The sequence below is a fragment of the Exiguobacterium sp. s43 genome, assembly GCF_018617255.1.
In the GTDB taxonomy this organism is placed as follows: domain Bacteria; phylum Bacillota; class Bacilli; order Exiguobacteriales; family Exiguobacteriaceae; genus Exiguobacterium; species Exiguobacterium profundum.
This window is the reverse complement of sequence record NZ_JACSJT010000008.1, coordinates 1-18,152: the sequence shown is the minus strand read 5'-3', so window position 1 is coordinate 18,152 and position 18,152 is coordinate 1. Positions and strand designations below refer to the sequence as shown.

Below are 18,152 nucleotides of genomic sequence, written 5' to 3'. Positions count from 1 at the left end.
TGACGAAGCTTGCGCTTCATTCAAAAATTGTAAAACTTTTTTTGCCTCATCGTTCAGTTTTCAAAGTTCGTCTGCCGCTCTTGGCGACTTAAATATCTTACCAAGTGGAGAACAAAAGGTCAACCACTTTTTAAAAATATTTTTTGTTTTCTTCGTCGCTTATCTCGGCGACGTCTATTAATATATCAGTAAAATAATAACCACGCAACCCTTTTTGTTAAAAAGATTAGAGAAATATATAAAAACTTCATTTGTTCAACCAAAACGATTTTTTTCTTTCATTATATAGGACTAAAAATAAAGAAGGCGCGCCATTGGCGTCGCCTTAAGAACGAAGAGACGATAACGAAACATTTCGCTTCTTTGCTTCTTTCAAATAGAAGAAGTAGAGAGCTTCCGCTTGCTTCACTTGAGCAGCTAGCTCTCCCGTGTCCTCTATGCTGACTTCAAGAATCCGACGTTTCGATTCAAACTTAGCCTTAGCTTCTAGCAACTCAGTCAGTAGTCGTTGATCATAATCATCTCTTAACGACTTACGAAACCATTTCATAGTTCTCTTCTACCTTCCATCGCCCGAGATAATGTCACTTCATCCGCATACTCCAAATCTCCACCGACTGGTAAACCATGGGCAAGACGCGTCACGCGAATTCCCGTCGGTTTGAGTAGTCTCGATAAATACATCGAAGTCGCTTCCCCTTCAATGTTCGGGTTGGTCGCTAAAATCACTTCTTGAATCGACTCGTTCTCTTGTAAACGTGTCAGCAAACTTGAAACATTAATATCCTCTGGACCAATCCCTTCCATTGGACTAATGGCTCCATGAAGAACATGATACTTCCCTCTGTACTCCCGCATCTTCTCCATAGCAATCACGTCTCTTGAGTCTTGAACCACACAAACCACCGTTTCATCCCGATGTGAGTCTTTGCAGATTGCACACGGATCAATATCTGTGATGTGGCCACACACGGTACAATACTTTATGTCACGCTTCGCACTCACGAGAGATTTCGCGAACGTCAACACATCGTCTTCTTCCATATCTAATACATGGAATGCTAAACGTACCGCAGTTTTCGGTCCAATCCCAGGTAACTTCGTAAAACTCTCAATCAATCGTCCAATGGCTTCAGGGTATTGCAACTCGCATCGATCCTTTCTTCACTTAAAAGCCTGGGAGGTTCATCCCTTGTGTGAAACGTCCCATCTTATCATTCACAAGCTGATCCGCTTGTTTCATTGCATCATTGATTGCTGCTAAGACGAGATCTTGTAACATATCCACATCGTCCGGATCGACAACGTCTTCAGCAATAATGACGTCTAAAACTTCTTTATGACCGCTGACGACAACTTTCACCATGCCGCCTCCCGCTGTTCCTTCAACCGATAACTCTTTTAATTCCTCTTGAGCTTTCGCCATATCTTTTTGCATCTTTTGCATCTGTTTCATCATGTTGTTCATGTTTCCCATTCCACGCATTCAGAGCGCCTCCCTTATGTTTCTTCGATTTCAACGACATCGCCAAAACGTTCCATCGCCTGCGCAACTAGCGGATCCTCGGTTTCCGGCTCTTCGACTTGTTCCGTTCGTTCTGCTTGTTTTTGAAGGATGAACTCATTTTTTAGTTCATTCCAATCCGTCTCAAGCACCGCCATGATTTCGCGACGAATCCCCGTCACTTCGAATAACGCCTGTTCAATCACATCGCGCGTACGACCATTTGAACTCACTTGTTCATAGTGCCATGTCATTCCATCTTTAAATTGTACCAGTAAGGTGTCACTTGCACAAAGGACAGCTTCACTTTCATAGAAGAGAGCGAAAATCGGACCATCTTGTATCCGAATATTCGTCATGATATCTCCCCAGCTGTCGCGAATCGCATTCAAATGCTGCCGTTCGGCCCGTTGCAAGAGTTGGCGAATCCGTTCTTTAGGCACCCGGATTTGTGTCCGTTTCGGAGCAGGCTTCGGCTTTTCTGCTTCTCCACCTGTCACGACAACACCATTCTTCTTCACTTCATTTAATTCACGGCTCAGTTCACGCACTTGATCTTGTAGTTGTGTCATTTGCTCACTAATTGTACGGCCTTGTTCCGCGATCCGGATGAATGTTAACTCCACCAACACTTTCGGATGGTTAGATAACCTCATCTGCTGTTGGCAATCATTGAGCTCTTCAATCACTTGGAACAATTCATCCGTTGAAGTCGCTTCGACGAACTGACGAAACTCGTCAGTCGGACGAGCACGTTCCAATAAGTCAGCTGCTTGTGGAGATGCTTTCAAGAGTAACGCATCCCGATGAACGAACACTAAATCTTCGATGAAACGTTTCAAGTCCTTCCCTTCACGTAACATCAATTCAAGCGTACTCAAAATGGCATTTAATTCTTTCCGTTGGAGACCATACGCCATGTCGAGCAATGTTTCATCCGTCACGGCACCCGTGACTTCTAACACTGCTTCTTCCGTCAACCGCTCATCACTGAATGCGAGCGCCTGATCGAGTAAGCTGAGGGCATCCCGCATCCCGCCATCGGCAGCACGTGCGATGAGCTTCAATGCTTCCGGGTCATAGTCATGGTCTTGGTCGTTCAAAATATAGGCCATCCGCGTTTGCAATTGACTCACTTCATGTCTTTTGACATCGAATCGCTGACAGCGGGAAATGATCGTGGCCGGAATTTTATGTGGTTCTGTCGTGGCCAAGATGAATATCGCATGTGCCGGTGGTTCCTCAAGCGTCTTTAACAACGCGTTGAATGCACCGGTCGATAACATATGCACTTCATCAATGATGTATACTTTGTAACGCCCTTGGGACGGCGGATATTTGACTTTGTCTCGAATCTCCCGAATTTCGTCAACCCCGTTGTTCGATGCGGCATCAATTTCAAACACGTCGGGACTCGTCCCTTCCGTGATGGCGATACACGTCGGACAGGTGTTACATGGTTCACGTGTCGGCGCGCTTTCACAGTTGATTGCCTTGGCAATGATTTTCGCCAAACTCGTCTTCCCCGTTCCACGTGGGCCGGAAAATAGGTACGCATGTGACATCCGCTCCTCTAACAGAGCATTTTGAATCGTACGTGTGATATGGACTTGACCGACGACCTCTTGAAACGATTGAGGTCTATATACACGATATAACGCTTGATACGCCATGAGTTCGCCTCCTTCCCTACTGTTCTTCTCTATCTCATCATACAAAAAAATCTACAGCCCGGGGGCCATAGATTGAAGTTATAAAATAAATCTGCCGCGCACCGATTTCTGAAAGCACGTCAACATGCGTTACTCATGCAGTTTGCTCAGCCCAAGCACCCCTGCGGCACACGGTACGTCACCACTTAAGGCTGCTTCCTTCCGGACCTGACCTGGTTCATGGGTGACCGTTGCGCAGGACTCAGACGTCAACGCCACTTACATAAGGCAGACCACACCAGCGCACTCCCTCGAATCGGGATTCAGTCTCGCTACAGCGGATTGCGAGTGACAGGGCACCGCTACCTCCCCACCTAGCACGGCAAATGGGTAAATGAAATTAGGCACTACCTCGAGTGCTATTACATTATACTGTTTAATCGATTGGGTTGCAACCTCTCTGATTGAGTCGTTCTTGTTTCTTCCTTTCTCGAAGCGCTCGGAAGAAATCTGTCAGGAGCTGTCCACATTCTTCTGCTAAAACATTTTCTGTCACTTCGGCTTGGTGATTGAACCGCTCATCCTGCACCAAGTTCATCAACGTCCCACAACATCCACCTTTCGGGTCGTGGGCACCGAAAATGACACGTTTCACGCGAGACAACACGATTGCGCCCGCACACATCGGACACGGTTCAAGGGTAACGTATAGTTCGCAGTCTTCTAATCGCCAATTCCCTAGTGTCTCATTGGCCGTTTCAATCGCAATCAGCTCGGCGTGTGCTGCCGCCAATCGATCCGTCTCACGACGATTGTGCCCGGTTGCGATCACCTGGTCTCCCTTCACGATCACACAACCAATCGGCACCTCGCCAATGGCTTCTGCTTTCTTTGCTTCTTCGATGGCCAACTGCATAAATCGCTCATCACGTTCCATCGATTCACCTCATTTCTTATTTAAAACTATGAAAAAAAATGAAAATCAAATCCCTCGCCATATCGCTCGTATTGTGTGCTAGAATGGAACTTGCACTTTGGATAATGGAGGATGACATCATATGTTTATAACGGTAGAAGGACCGATTGGTGTCGGGAAAACATCACTGGCCCATATCATCAGTCAGCATTTCTCGATGCAGATGCTGAATGAAATTGTAGAAGAGAACCCATTTCTCGGCAAGTTTTATGAAGATATCGAAGAATGGAGTTTCCAAACGGAAATGTTCTTCTTGTGCAATCGATTCAAGCAGTTGGATGATATTCACAAACACCACTTGAGTCAGCAACAATCCGTCGTTTCGGACTATCATATTTTCAAAAACTTGATTTTTGCTCACCGTTCGCTGAAACCGGCACACTTGAACAAGTACGAGCAGATTTATAAGATTTTGACACATGATATGCCGAAACCTGATGTCGTCATTTACTTACATGCCAGCATTGAGACATTAATGAAACGAGTCGCCTTGCGTGGACGTGAAGTGGAAGAAAATATGTCTCGTGATTACCTCGAACAACTTGCTCACGACTATGAGACGTTTGTTGAATCGTATCGCGCGGCCCATCCAGAAGTGAAGATTCTCTCGTTCAGTGGGGATGAACTCGACTTTGTACACAATCCGGACGACTTGACTCATGTCCTAAAAACGATTGAGCGTGAATTAGAATTAACTAAAGGAGCCCAAATAAAATGAAGCTGATTGATAAATATAACATCCCGAACGATACAATCATTACAATCGGGGGAATGGTCGGGATCGGGAAATCAACGATCACCAATTCGTTAGCCGATGCATTGAATTTCCGAACGTCTCTCGAAAAAGTAGATACCAACCCTTACCTCGATAAATTCTATCATGATTTCGAACGTTGGAGCTTCCATCTTCAAATTTACTTCTTGGCAGAACGTTTTAAAGAACAGAAGAAAATCTTCCAATACGGTGGCGGCTTCATCCAAGATCGTTCAATCTATGAAGATACAGGCATCTTCGCCAAGATGCACTATGAAAAAGGGACGATGTCACCAACAGACTACGAAACGTATTCTAGTTTGTTCGAGGCAATGGTGTTGACACCGTTCTTCCCGCACCCGGATCTATTAATCTATCTTGAAGGTTCGTTCGAACAAGTACTCGAACGCATTCAGATGCGCGGTCGCGAGATGGAACAGCAAACACCAATCGCTTATTGGGAAGAGATGTACACCCGCTACACAGAATGGATCAACAACTTCAACCTGTGCCCGGTATTGCGTCTCTCGATCGAAGAGTATGACCTCATCAACGACCCAGATTCAGTCGAACTCATTCTTGAGAAAATTGAAAAGCAACTCACGATTGCACGCGAAGCAAAAGTGAGATAATCAATAGAAGGATTGCGCCAACGAAAGCGTAATCCTTCTTTTTGTGCATAAAAAAATCCACAGCGCTTATGTCTGTGGATACAAAAAATGCATCTGCCTCTGCAGATGCCCGATTGAAAGCGGAGTTGGTGGGATTCGAACCCACGCGAGCCTTGCGACTCCTAACGGATTTCGAGTCCGTCCCCTTCAGCCGGACTTGGGTACAACTCCAGGCCTAAAAAAGTGTAAAAAAAAGAAAGTGGAGGAGGTGGTGGGATTCGAACCCACGCAGGCTATTACACCCCTGACGGTTTTCAAGACCGTTCCCTTAAACCACTTGGGTACACCTCCAAAAGATATAAAATTGTGTGAGCCTCCAAAAAAGAAATGGAGGAGGTGGTGGGATTCGAACCCACGCAGGCTGTTACACCCCTGACGGTTTTCAAGACCGTTCCCTTAAACCACTTGGGTACACCTCCAAAGCTCATATGCAATTCGTGAGCAACAGTGTCGCTCGACATGATTTATAGTACCAACTGAAGAGACAGATGTCAAACCCTTTTGTGAAAAAACATTAAAAAAATTGAGCAGCCTCAAAATCGAGGCTGCTCAAGCGTTTAGTTCGGCATTTCAATCTTTTCTTTTCCACCCATGTAAGGACGAAGAACTTCTGGAATCACGACCGATCCATCCGCTTGTTGATAATTTTCAAGAATCGCTGCGACCGTTCGTCCGACCGCCAAACCTGAACCGTTCAACGTATGCACAAACTCAGGTTTCGCATTGGCGTCACGACGGAAACGAATTCCCGCACGACGCGCTTGGAAATCTTCAAAGTTTGAGCAAGACGAGATTTCACGATAGACCCCTTGTGCCGGCATCCATACTTCAATATCGTATTTTTTCGCGGCAGTGAATCCGAGATCTGCCGTACACATGCTGAGCACTTGATAAGGAAGGCCTAGACGTTTTAAGACTTCTTCAGCATGACCTGTCAACAGTTCCAATTGCTCATAAGACTCTTCCGGTTTTACGAAACGGACGAGCTCGACTTTATTGAATTGGTGCTGACGAATTAATCCACGTGTGTCACGTCCCGCTGACCCAGCTTCAGAACGGAAGTTTGCACTATATGCAGTATACGCGATTGGAAGTTGTGTTTCCGGAAGAATTTCTTCACGGTGCATGTTCGTGACCGGTACTTCAGCAGTCGGAACGAGGAAGTAGTTCGTATCCGCTACTTTAAATGCATCCTCTTCAAATTTAGGAAGCTGACCCGTTCCTGTCATCGAATCTCGATTGACCATGTAAGGAGGTAACACTTCAGCGTACCCATGCTCATCTGAATGAAGGTCCATCATAAAGTTGATGAGGGCACGTTCTAAGCGAGCGCCTAATCCTTTATAGAAGACGAAGCGGCTACCTGTTACTTTTCCAGCGCGCTCGACATCGACGATTTGAAGATCTTCCATCACGTCCCAATGTTGCTTAGGCTCGAAATCAAACTCAGGCTTTGTCCCGATTTCGCGAATCGTCACGTTGTCGTCTTCCGTTTCGCCGATTGGTGTTGATTCGTGCGGGATATTTGGGATGCTGAGTAAAATCAAGTTGAGTTCTGCCTCAACTTCGCGTAACTCTTCGTCCAACAGTTTGATTTCATCGCCGAGGCGACGTGTCTCTAAAATCGGACCTTCGGCATCTTCTTTGTTCCGCTTCAATTCAGCGATCTGTTTTGTCGCTTCGTTGCGCTTCGCTTTCTTCACTTCGACTTCGTTGATCAAGTCGCGACGTTTCTCCTCTAGTTGTGGGAAGCGGTCAAGTGCACTCAAGTCTTCCCCCCGGTGAGCTAACTTTTCTTTAATCCCTTCAAAATCCTGTCGCAAACGTTTAATGTCTAACATTGCTATTCCTCCTTTTTCATATAAAAAAGGTGGCACGTCCCTTTCCCGTAGGAAAGGGACGAACCACCTTGGATCCGCGTTGCCACCCTCGTTGCCCAAATGTTTGAGCCACTCGATGCACGTAACGTGTGCGAACGTGACTTGTTTCCAAGTCAATGCTCCGAGGCCGATTCGGTCACGTCATCTCACTAGTTTGCACCAACCACTAGCTCTCTGTCAGTAGACGTACGTAACGTACTTATTCTCATCATCGCATCTGTCATTGAATTAATCTTACTTTACAACATCTCAACTTGTTCGACAAGACTGATTTTTCCAAGTGCGAGTCGGATTTGATCGAGGAAATCCAAAAAAGCTCGTGTTATTCTCGTCAAGAACGAGGCGGTATCGACCGACTCCGCTGTAACAAGTGCCATCTTAGGAGGAGCCTCTCCCTCTAAATAGCGTACGTTCTCCGAAGAATCGATGGTGACCATGCCTGCCTGTGTGTCAGCCTTAATCGGAGCCTCTAAATCAAGCAGATCATATTCGGGCTCCGGTACGGGTTTTCCTTTTTCAACCAACACCTCAAAATCGTTTGTCGTCCGGACCGCGACTTGCTCTTCCTCGCCTTGAGAGACCGTTGCCATCTTGGAGATTGTCTCCCCCATCCGCAAGATTGGGGTCATGACGAAATCCGCATAAGCATAATCATGTAGCGCTTTCGTTGCTGCATAACGTCCCTCGTCCGATGTTGCACCGAGGACGACCGACAAAACGGTACGCCCATCCCGTGTGGATACGCCGATGAAACAATATCCCGCCTCATTCGTCGTGCCTGTCTTGAAGCCGAGCATTCCCGGATAAGCGAGGTCACGATTAGCGAGCATGCGATTCGTCGCATCAAATCGAACACCGTCGACGTCCACGTATGCCCGCTTCGTCACGTCGAGCACTTCCGGATACGTCGTCAAATACGCGATCGCGAGCTTCATCAAGTCCTTAGCAGACGTCAAGTTGTCTCCCGGTAGGCCAGCGGATTCAGAATCGAGTCCTGAGGCGTTCGCGAACGTCGTTTGCGTCATCCCTAATTCATCAGCCCGGCGATTCATCTCTTTGACGAATGCCTCTTCCGAACCGGATACGGCCTCCCCGAGCGTTACGGCCGCTTCATTCGCTGAACGAATCAACGCGGCATCGTATAATTCTTTGACGGTATATGGTTTATTTAACAGCGGGATTCGTGCCAACCCCGGCTTTCTCGTCAACGCCAAAGCAGCATCGCTCGGTGTGATTTCTTGTGTCCAACTGAGTTTCCCTGCCTGAATCGCCTCACGCGTCAAAAATGCAGTCATCAGCTTCGTGATTGAAGCCGGCTGAAGCATCGAATCTTCTTGTTTGGCAAATAGAACTTGTCCTGTCGTCACGTCTACAAGCATCGCGCTTGCTGCATCCACTTTCGGAGCGGCCGCAGAGGCAGCCGATGGCAACATGGTCTGTATGACGAATACGACAGTGAGCAATATGATGAAATAACGGGCCTTCACATCGTTTCCCCTTTCTGTACGCTTCTTTGTTCAGTGTAACAAAAAATAAGTTTGAAGGACCCCCTTTTTGCGAGGTCCCTCAAACTTATACATGTTGACTCTGATTCGCTTTGACCATCTCGATAAAATAGCGATGTAACGAGAGGTCATCCGTCAATTCGGGATGGAACGAGCAAGCCAGATACTGATTGTAACGGACCGCCACAATCGCTTCCTCCACTTCAGCGAGCACATCTACTTCCGGTTCGACACGTGCCACTTGTGGGGCACGAATAAAGACCGCTTCGACTGGCTCATCGATCCCTTTCACTGGAAGGTCGACTTCAAAACTGTCGACCTGACGTCCGAACGCATTGCGTTTCACTGTCATCGGGATTTTCTTCAAGTGGGCGTCATACCCTTCGACTTCGTTCGCGAGAAGAATCATGCCGGCACATGTGCCGAACATTGGTAACGTTTCCGTCTCTCGAAGTGGTTCAAGTAATCCATAACGATCGAGTAGTCGACGCATTGCCGTGCTCTCTCCACCTGGTAACACGAGTCCGTCAATTGACTCCAAGTCTTCTACCGAGCGAACGACAACGGTTCGAGCACCGAGCGCTTCCAGCATGCGAACATGCTCACGAATCGCACCTTGCATTCCTAATACGCCAATCGTTACCATCTTACCAGCCTCGTGGTGCCATGAGTTCTTCTTCTTTGAGTGTGCGGACGTCGAGTCCTTTCATCGCCTCACCCAATCCTTTTGACAAGTGTGCGATTCGCTCATAGTCATCGTGATACGTTGTTGCTTCTACAATGGCACGTGCAAATTTTTCTGGGTTCTCCGCTTTGAAAATACCAGATCCGACAAAGACTCCATCTGCCCCGAGGTGCATCATCAAGGCAGCATCCGCTGGTGTCGCGATTCCACCTGCTGCGAAGTTTACGACCGGCAGACGGCCCACTTCACGGATTTGCATCAATACTTCAAACGGTGCACCGAGGTCGCGCGCCTCTGTCATGACCTCATCTACGCTCATCGACAAGAGACGTTTCACTTGAGCTTGTACTGTACGCATATGACGAACCGCTTCGACGATGTTCCCTGTTCCCGGCTCCCCTTTTGTACGAATCATCGCTGCCCCTTCACCGATACGGCGGGCTGCTTCACCGAGGTCGCGTGCTCCACATACGAACGGCGCCGTATAGTCGCGCTTGTACAAGTGGAACTCTTCGTCGGCTGGTGTCAACACTTCGCTCTCGTCAATGAAGTCGACCCCCATCGACTCGAGGACACGTGCTTCAGCGATATGCCCGATCCGGCATTTTGCCATAACCGGCACAGATACTGCCCCCATGACGTCTTCGATGATTGTCGGGTCAGCCATACGGGCAACGCCACCCATTTTACGGATATCTGATGGTACACGTTCGAGCGCCATGACAGCCACAGCACCGGCAGCTTCAGCGATTTTCGCCTGTTCAGCGTTGATGACGTCCATGATGACGCCACCTTTTTGCATTTCAGCCATCCCACGTTTTACTTTATCTGTCCCTACTTGTCTCTTTTCCATTGAAATCCCTCCATTGATTCGTGTTCTACTTGCTAGTATAAGTTGAATTGACTATATTAAAAGTGCCAGTTTCTCATTATTTAAAGTGGTCAGTTTTAAATAAAGGACTCTATTTCATCTATCACGAACCTGTTGAAGTATAAAGGAGGAATACGTATGTTAAACCGCGATTCGTTTGATGGGGATCATCGTGCCTCATTCGGGACACCCGGGATTGTCTCTTTCATCATCATTCTTGGGTTTATGCTCTACTTCTTTTTTGGTTCGTAAAGAAAGGAACGTCACACCATGGATATGCTTACCTTATCGCTTGATCAAGAATCGTCCATCCCGCTTTACGAGCAATTGTATAAGCACATTCGGGATGCCATCCTCGACGATACGTTAAAGACAGGAACCAAATTACCTTCAAAGCGTAAGCTCTCTCAATTTTTAGATGTCTCGCAGACCACGGTCGAGTTCGCGTATGCCCAGTTACTCGCCGAAGGATACATCGAGTCCATTCCTCGAAAAGGATTTTATGTGTTACCTCAAGAGGAACTGTACGTCCGGCGCTCGAGTAGTACCATCACACCAGCCCCTCAGCGAAAGACATATGATTATGATGTTTCCCCGAGTCAAATCGACACGACTGCCTTCCCGTTTGAACGATGGAAGCGACACATCAAACATGTCGTCGATGACGTGAATCATGAATTACTTGCGTTAGGTTCTGTTCAAGGAGATCTAGAATTACGCCAAGAAATCGCCACATATCTTTATCACTCCCGTGGCGTACAGTGCTCACCAGAACAGATCATCGTCGGGTCCGGTACGGAACAGCTGTTGCCACAACTCTTGAATCTATTACCGGACTCGTCTATCTTCGGGATCGAAGACCCTGGTTATCCGCTCACGCGATTGTTGTTCGAACAACAAGGACGCACATCGATTCCTATTCCCGTAGACGATAGTGGTGTTTGTGTGAATGAGCTCGAGCGTCATGCAATCGATGCACTATATGCCACACCTGCTCATCAATTTCCGACAGGGACCGTCCTGTCTGTCAGTCGAAGGCAACGTTTGTTAAATTGGGCACTCGTCCATCAGACGTATATCATCGAAGACGATTACGACAGCGAGTTTCGCTATAGCGGCAAGCCGATTCCGTCACTGCAGAGCATGGACCCGAACGAACGGGTTATCTATATCAGTACGTTTTCAAAATCTCTCATGCCATCCTTACGCATCGGCTATATGGTCTTACCGACACCCTTGTTAAACCGTTACCGGGAACGACACCAGTATTTCACCTGTAGCGTTCCCCGGTTCGAACAACAGACGTTGGCCTTATTCATGTCGAGCGGTGACTTTGAGAAGCATTTGAACCGGATGCGAAAAATATACCGTCGTAAGTTAGAAAGTGTCCTCTCCGCCTTCCGACCATTCGAACCGACCGTCACCGTGACCGGAGCAAGTGCCGGATTGCACGTCGTGTTGACCATCGCGACCGAGCGAACAGAGCAAGAATTGAAGCGGTCCGCCGAATCCGCCGGAATCGCCATTAAATCCATGAACGACTATCGTATCGTGCATCCGGACTCCCACAAGCAATTTCTGTTCGGGTTTGCGCATTTGTCTGAGTCGACTTTACCTGACGTGATCGTTCAGTTGATGCTTGCGTGGGAAGTTTCAAAAGGAGGGAAGTCATGAATCGACGTATCCGGTGGCTCATCGGACTTTTACTCATTGGGAGCGGCACCCTCTTTTTGACGAGTCCGATTTGGAAAAATGCCATTGCTAGTTCGACGAGTGAATACGTGGTGGAACAGATGGAATTTCAAGAAGAGAGCGAATTTGATCCAAGTTATGATTTTAAAGCCGTCAGTCCACTCTCTGTATCGGACGTCCTACAAGCGCGCAATCGGTTTCATAATTTGCCGACAATCGGCGTGATTTCAATTCCCGATGTCTCACTGAAACTTCCCATCATGAAAGGCTTGGACAATGAAAGTCTCGCGGTAGGCACCGGAACGATGCATCCTGAACAAGAGATGGGCAAAGGGAACTACGCGCTCGCCGGCCACTACCTACAACGAGCAACTGCCCTATTCGGACCGCTCCATGAAATCGAGGTCGGTGCCACGATCTACCTTCAAGATGAAACGCAAACGTACGAGTATGTAGTCACTTCGCTTGAAACCGTTTCTCCTGAACGAGTCGATGTATTAGATGTCACCTCAACCCCAACCATCACGTTAATCACGTGTACGTTCGATACGACAGAGCGCCTGATTGTAAAAGGGAAGCTTGTCGCCTCATCCTCTTGACCGCTTCTCCTTTCAGAATAGGAGAGGCGGTTTATTATTTTTTCAAAAACATATTGTTAGCGCTTTCAAGTTCCGATAAACTATTTTTGAAAACGTTTGCATAAAAGTGTGCAAATCCATTTGACAGGAAGAGGTGCCTCATGAAAAAAACAACCGCTCGTCAGGCTTCAACGCTGATCCTTTCCGGAGCATTACTCATTCAAGCCGGTGTCCCGATGAACGCATTGGCCGAACCGACCATGATGACGATTGATGGATTGAAAACAGACTGGAGCTCGATCCCAGCCCTTGCGACTTCCCCGGCTACGGGTTGGCAAGGATTTGATGTCGGTGATTTATACATACAAAACGATGCTCAACATCTTTATTTTTATGTAGATGCGAACAATGTCCCGAATTGGGGCGACAACGGACAATACATTAACATCGCCCTTCAAATTAACGATGAAGATTCTGGCGTCTCTGAAAATCCACTCGGATACCCATTCGACTTTACAGGCGTCGACAAGGCACCTCAATATCATGTTCTCGTTCGTGTCGATGGCGATCAAAAAGTCAAAGAGGCCGCCCTTTATAAGGCCGGACAGGATACCCCACTCTTACAATTGAACCAATTGAACGGTGCGGCTTTCGCAGTGGACCGGACGAAAGGATTCGAAGGAAAGATTCCATTATCCTTACTCGGGCTAAACAATGGAGACCAAGTTCGTGCCTTGACTGTATTGAGCGGCAATAATGCAGGAGAGCATGGTGCATTCGATACGATTCCAAGTAACGCGGCCAACCAACTGGCGAACAGCTGGAACGTCGCTGCTACTCCGTCGACGCAATCCGTATATAGTGCCCCGGTCACGTTAAATGGGGTGGAGACGATTGATCAGCTTGAGGTCGTTTCGGTGACCCCGGCTTCATCCTCGATCGACGTGGATGTGTCTACCCCAATCACATGGACGTTCAACGAACCTGTCCGTCTCGATACTGAAGCAGTCACGCTTCAACAAGGAGAGACAAAAATCCCGGTCGACGTGACAACGAACGGTTCGACCGTGACACTTCAGCCGAAAGAGGCACTCGCACTCGACACGTCATATACGGCGACCATCCCAGCGGATGCGGTGACAGGGACGATTTCCAACACGTCACTCCCTGCCTTGACGACTTCGTTCAAAACGGCAACCAAGCTCGCCGATCCATGGGAAACGACTCGTTATATCGAGATGAAGTATGTCCGCGCGGATGGAGATTATACGGATTGGAACTTGTGGACGTGGAGCACCGGTAAAAAAGACGGCCAAGTTGACCCGTATCGTATCACGGAGGACGGGGCCATCTTCCGAATCCCCGTTGGCCAAGACGCCACCAAAGTCGGATTTGTGATCCGAAAAGGAACGGATTGGGCTGTGAAGGACGCATACGGAGAAGACAGATACGTCACGCTCGGAGAAGACCGTGTCACGAAGGTCCTCGTCGAAAGCGGCAAAGGTGTGTTCCATCAAGTTCCGACAGTCAACGGACCAGTGTACGGTACAGACGGGATCAGTTTCTTCTACCGCGATGTAGCACTCTATGAATCCGGAAAAATGAATGAAATCGAACAGGTCGCACTCAAAATCAATGATGAAACTTATCCGATGACGTATGAGCCTGAAAACGAATGGTTCCGCCACACAGTGCGTTTGCCTGAAGGCGTTCATGATTACACGTACCTCGTCACAAAAGACGGGGTGACGACTGAAGTGAAGGATCCGTACTTTGAGGCTTCTCAAATCGAGTATCGCCAACCGACCGTCAAACTCACTTCTTCAGTCAGTCCAAAAGCGATTAGCTCCAGAGAAAATGCCGTCCTACGGGTAAAACCAACCTTACCGAAGGGAGTGACGCTTCGTGAACTCTATATCGATGCACGACCTCTCGGAGGACCCGCTAAGTTGCACATCGACCGTGCATTGAATGCTCAAACCATTGCGGTGAAAGATACGATCAAACCAGGAAACAAGACGCTCTCTGTCACAGCCGTCGACCAGTATGGAAATGTCCATCGCTCGAAGACCACCATCCGTGTCGTTCCGAAATCGATGAAAGAGAAACAAGCATTTGATTGGGATGAGGCACGAATCTACTTCATGCTAACCGACCGCTTCTATAACGGGGATGTGTCCAATGATAATCCGAACCGTGAGTACTATGATAAAGACCATCTGGAATCGTACCATGGTGGAGACTTTGCGGGTGTCACAAAAAAACTCGATTATTTAGATGACTTAGGCATCAATACAATCTGGATTACACCGATTGTGGATAACATCGATTGGGATTTGCGTTATGGGAAAGATGGGTCTCAATATGGCTATCACGGATATTGGGCGAAAAACTTTGAAAAACTTGATGAACACCTTGGAGATATGGCCGCATTCCATAAATTGATTGACGAGGCGCATAAGCGTGGCATCAAAATTATGGTCGATGTCGTCTTGAACCATCCAGGCTACGGCATGGAACCAGGTGCAAGTTCAGCCGTCACGAATTTCCCGACGGATGCAGAACGACAAGTATTCGATGGCATGATTCGCGAGAATCCGGTCGATGGGGACGACCTCAGAATGTCCTTATCTGGTCTTCCTGATTTCAAGACCGAGGAAGCGGCCGTGCGGGAGCAATTGGTCAAATGGCAGACGGATTGGATCAAACGTTCGAAAACGAAAAAAGGAAATACGATCGACTATTTCCGTGTCGATACGGTCAAACATGTAGATTCAACGACGTGGAAATCATTCAAAAATGAGCTGACAACAATCAAGCCAGATTTCAAACTCATCGGCGAACACTATGGAGCCAGCATCAACAATACAGGCGGTTATCTGCGGAGTGGACAAATGGATTCCTTGCTCGACTTCGATTTTAAATACCAGGCCGAGCGATTCGTAAACGGCAACATTGAAGATGTAGAAAAATCGCTCCAATATCGGAATAACCAATTATCGAATGAAGCAACGCTTGGACAATTCTTAAGTAGCCACGACGAAGATGGATTCCTCGTCTCGCGCGCAGATGGAGACACAGGTAAGCAAATGGTCGCTGCCGCCCTTCAGATTACGGCCAAAGGTCAACCGGTCATCTATTACGGAGAAGAAGTCGGGCAATCTGGGAAACATGCAGGGGATATGGATAAAGGTGAGTTCAATGAGAACCGCTATGACTTTGACTGGTCACGTGTCAAAGGAGAAGGGAAAGCGATGCATACGCATTACCAAAAACTATTGAATATCCGTGCAGACTATTCTCACGTATTCAGTAAAGGAACACGATCATCCGTCTCTGTGAATGCCAATTCTGGTTACTCGATTTTTGAGCGGGCCTACGGCAAACAGTCCGTTCTCGTCGGATTGAACACGAAAGAGAAAGCACAAACCGTTTCATTTAAGACGTCGTATAAGGCGAAGACTATTTTGATTGACCGCTATAGCGGCAAATCATACACTGTTCAAAAAGACGGGAAGGTGACCGTCTCACTTCCTGCTCAAGATCAGGGAGGTACCGTCATTTTAGTCGAGAAACGCAAATAAAGAACCGCCATCCTGAGTGAACAGGATGGCGGCTTTTTCATTAACGTGAATAGTTTGGTGCTTCTTTTGTAATGTTGACATCGTGTGGGTGGCTCTCTTGGAGTCCAGCACCTGTCATACGAATGAACTGTGTATCTTCACGAAGGGCACGAATGTCGGCAGCGCCGCAATACCCCATACCTGAACGAAGACCACCGATCAATTGATAGACCGTGTCAGCCAGTTCACCGCGATACGCGACGCGACCTTCGATACCTTCAGGAACGAATTTTTTGTCTGCTTCTTGGAAGTAACGATCTTGGCTTCCGCGTTTCATCGATGCTTCTGATCCCATACCACGGTATGTCTTGAATTGACGACCTTGATAGATTTCCATTTCACCTGGGCTCTCTTTCACACCCGCAAGCAAGCTTCCGAGCATGACTGCATTGGCTCCAGCGGCGATGGCTTTGACGATATCACCAGAGTACTTAATTCCACCGTCAGCGATGACTGAGACACCGTGCTCTTTCGCTTCCATCACGCAATCATAGACTGCTGTGATTTGCGGAACACCGACACCTGCGACGACACGTGTCGTACAGATCGAGCCTGGTCCAATCCCAACTTTAATGACGGATGCTCCTGCTTCAATCAATGCACGCGTCGCTTCTGCTGTTGCCACGTTCCCTGCGATGATTGGAAGGGATGGGAACATATCACGTAACTCACGAACCTTTTCAAGTACGCCAGCTGAGTGACCGTGTGCCGTATCGATAACCAATGCATCCACACCTGCTTCAACCAACACTTGAGCACGTGAAGCTGCGTCTTTCGTCACACCGACTGCAGCTGCGACAAGAAGACGACCTTGCTTATCTTTTGCTGCGTTCGGGAACTGTTCGACCTTTTCGATATCTTTCGTCGTAATGAGACCTTTTAATACACCGTTCTCATCGACAAGTGGAAGTTTCTCGATGCGATGTTGATGAAGGATACGCTCGGCTTCTTCAAGCGATGTACCCACTTTTGCTGTGATGAGGTTCTCTGTCGTCATGACATCTTTGATTACCGTCGAATAGTCTTTGATGAAGCGAAGATCACGATTCGTTAAAATACCAATCAATTGACGTTCATCTTCTGAGTTGACGATTGGGACGCCCGAAATACGATACTTACTCATCAAGTATTCTGCATCGTATACTTGACGGTCTGGAGTTAAATAGAACGGGTTTGTGATGACACCATTTTCTGAGCGCTTTACGCGATCGACGTGCTCAGCCTGCATTTCCATCGACATATTCTTGTGAATGACACCTAAACCACCTTGACGGGCCATAGCAATCGCCATTGGGGCTTCAGTAACGGTATCCATACCGGCACTGATGATCGGAATATTTAATTCGAGTCCTTCACAGAGCTTCGTGCTTAAATCAACGTCACGTGGTAAAACATTTGAAAACCGTGGTACGAGTAATACATCATCAAATGTTAAACCTTCTTTTGCAAACTTATTTTCCCACATAAAAATTGATGGCCCCTTTCTCGTTCTACCTACATCTTTGTTTCGAAATATTTCTGTAATGGTAACAGGTATAACGTAAAAGTGCAATTCAATTCCCGATGTTCAGAAAGTTCAGAATTGTGTTCATTAACTTAAATAACATTAAAATTGTTCGGAATTTCATCGTGTGAACGAGCAGAATATGAAGTTCGATTTCATTATGAACGTAAAAAAACGACCGAGCGTATGCTCGGTCGTCCTGCGTTGTTGCCTGGCAACGTCCTATCCTCACAGGGGGAGATCCCCCAACTACTTTC

The 18,152-nt window shown here is 47.5% G+C and carries 15 protein-coding genes, 3 tRNA genes, 1 other RNA gene and 1 other annotated feature; of the genes, 5 read left to right on the top strand and 14 right to left on the bottom strand.

The genetic code is table 11. From position 1 onward, the window contains the following. Positions 1-325 precede the first annotated feature (325 nt). The 6 genes from KNO79_RS15305 to tadA all read right to left on the bottom strand — a co-directional run bounded on the left by KNO79_RS15305 (position 326) and on the right by tadA (position 4,093). Positions 326-550: a YaaL family protein gene (locus KNO79_RS15305; RefSeq protein ID WP_031424056.1), complete on the bottom strand. Its 225-nt coding sequence runs from the start codon at positions 548-550 to the stop codon at positions 326-328. After that, on the bottom strand, positions 547-1,146 hold the full coding sequence (recR, locus tag KNO79_RS15300; RefSeq protein WP_012727753.1) for a recombination mediator RecR: 600 nt from the start codon (positions 1,144-1,146) through the stop codon (positions 547-549). The genes KNO79_RS15305 and recR overlap by 4 nt, the downstream gene beginning before the upstream one ends. 22 nt (positions 1,147-1,168) lie before the next feature. Further along, positions 1,169-1,486 (bottom strand): YbaB/EbfC family nucleoid-associated protein, encoded by a 318-nt coding sequence (locus tag KNO79_RS15295; RefSeq protein ID WP_012727754.1) that lies wholly within the window; start codon positions 1,484-1,486, stop codon positions 1,169-1,171. A gap of 14 nt (positions 1,487-1,500) precedes the next feature. After that, positions 1,501-3,177: a DNA polymerase III subunit gamma/tau gene (dnaX, locus tag KNO79_RS15290; RefSeq protein WP_074035280.1), complete on the bottom strand. Its 1,677-nt coding sequence runs from the start codon at positions 3,175-3,177 to the stop codon at positions 1,501-1,503. Between the two features lie 94 nt (positions 3,178-3,271). Further along, positions 3,272-3,539: signal recognition particle sRNA large type (gene ffs / locus KNO79_RS15285), an RNA gene on the bottom strand. 53 nt (positions 3,540-3,592) lie between these two features. Next, a complete protein-coding gene (gene tadA, locus KNO79_RS15280) occupies positions 3,593-4,093 on the bottom strand; it encodes a tRNA adenosine(34) deaminase TadA (protein WP_074035279.1) in 501 nt (166 codons plus the stop codon). Positions 4,094-4,214: 121 nt separating this feature from the next. Here tadA and KNO79_RS15275 point away from each other — a divergent pair, with 121 nt between their 5' ends. Both KNO79_RS15275 and KNO79_RS15270 read left to right on the top strand, forming a co-directional pair. Then, positions 4,215-4,850, top strand: a complete 636-nt coding sequence (locus KNO79_RS15275) for a deoxynucleoside kinase (RefSeq protein ID WP_012727757.1) — start codon at positions 4,215-4,217, stop codon at positions 4,848-4,850. Next, on the top strand, positions 4,847-5,518 hold the full coding sequence (locus KNO79_RS15270) for a deoxynucleoside kinase (RefSeq protein ID WP_074035276.1): 672 nt from the start codon (positions 4,847-4,849) through the stop codon (positions 5,516-5,518). Before KNO79_RS15275 ends, KNO79_RS15270 begins: the two co-directional genes overlap by 4 nt. Before the next feature lie 120 nt (positions 5,519-5,638). Here the strand turns inward: KNO79_RS15270 and KNO79_RS15265 are convergent. The 7 genes from KNO79_RS15265 to pdxS all read right to left on the bottom strand — a co-directional run bounded on the left by KNO79_RS15265 (position 5,639) and on the right by pdxS (position 10,480). Further along, positions 5,639-5,728 (bottom strand) — tRNA-Ser (locus KNO79_RS15265). Positions 5,729-5,757: 29 nt separating this feature from the next. Continuing rightward, positions 5,758-5,848, bottom strand: a tRNA-Ser gene (locus tag KNO79_RS15260). A 37-nt stretch (positions 5,849-5,885) separates the two neighbouring features. Next, a tRNA-Ser gene (locus tag KNO79_RS15255) sits at positions 5,886-5,976 on the bottom strand. 138 nt (positions 5,977-6,114) lie between these two features. Continuing rightward, on the bottom strand, positions 6,115-7,398 hold the full coding sequence (gene serS, locus KNO79_RS15250; protein WP_012727759.1) for a serine--tRNA ligase: 1,284 nt from the start codon (positions 7,396-7,398) through the stop codon (positions 6,115-6,117). A 51-nt stretch (positions 7,399-7,449) separates the two neighbouring features. Beyond that, positions 7,450-7,658, bottom strand: a binding site (T-box leader). Positions 7,659-7,676: 18 nt separating this feature from the next. Continuing rightward, on the bottom strand, positions 7,677-8,924 hold the full coding sequence (locus KNO79_RS15245; protein WP_214691701.1) for a D-alanyl-D-alanine carboxypeptidase family protein: 1,248 nt from the start codon (positions 8,922-8,924) through the stop codon (positions 7,677-7,679). Between the two features lie 85 nt (positions 8,925-9,009). Next, the gene (gene pdxT, locus KNO79_RS15240; RefSeq protein WP_074035275.1) at positions 9,010-9,588 is read right to left on the bottom strand and encodes a pyridoxal 5'-phosphate synthase glutaminase subunit PdxT; all 579 of its coding nucleotides are present in this window, start codon (positions 9,586-9,588) and stop codon (positions 9,010-9,012) included. Position 9,589: 1 nt separating this feature from the next. Continuing rightward, on the bottom strand, positions 9,590-10,480 hold the full coding sequence (pdxS, locus tag KNO79_RS15235; RefSeq protein WP_214691700.1) for a pyridoxal 5'-phosphate synthase lyase subunit PdxS: 891 nt from the start codon (positions 10,478-10,480) through the stop codon (positions 9,590-9,592). A gap of 288 nt (positions 10,481-10,768) precedes the next feature. On the opposite strand from pdxS, the gene pdxR reads away from it, so the two are divergent. The 3 genes from pdxR (at position 10,769) to KNO79_RS15220 (ending at position 16,352) form a co-directional block, all read left to right on the top strand. Next, entirely contained in the window at positions 10,769-12,172 is a 1,404-nt protein-coding gene (gene pdxR / locus KNO79_RS15230; protein WP_214691699.1) for a MocR-like pyridoxine biosynthesis transcription factor PdxR, read from the top strand. Further along, on the top strand, positions 12,169-12,789 hold the full coding sequence (locus KNO79_RS15225; RefSeq protein ID WP_214691698.1) for a class A sortase: 621 nt from the start codon (positions 12,169-12,171) through the stop codon (positions 12,787-12,789). The genes pdxR and KNO79_RS15225 overlap by 4 nt, the downstream gene beginning before the upstream one ends. Positions 12,790-12,929: 140 nt before the next feature. Further along, entirely contained in the window at positions 12,930-16,352 is a 3,423-nt protein-coding gene (locus tag KNO79_RS15220) for an alpha-amylase family glycosyl hydrolase (RefSeq protein WP_214691697.1), read from the top strand. A gap of 40 nt (positions 16,353-16,392) precedes the next feature. On the opposite strand, the gene guaB is transcribed toward KNO79_RS15220, so the two are convergent. Continuing rightward, positions 16,393-17,856, bottom strand: coding sequence for an IMP dehydrogenase (gene guaB / locus KNO79_RS15215; protein WP_074035270.1), 1,464 nt, complete (start codon positions 17,854-17,856; stop codon positions 16,393-16,395). Positions 17,857-18,152: the final 296 nt, after the last annotated feature.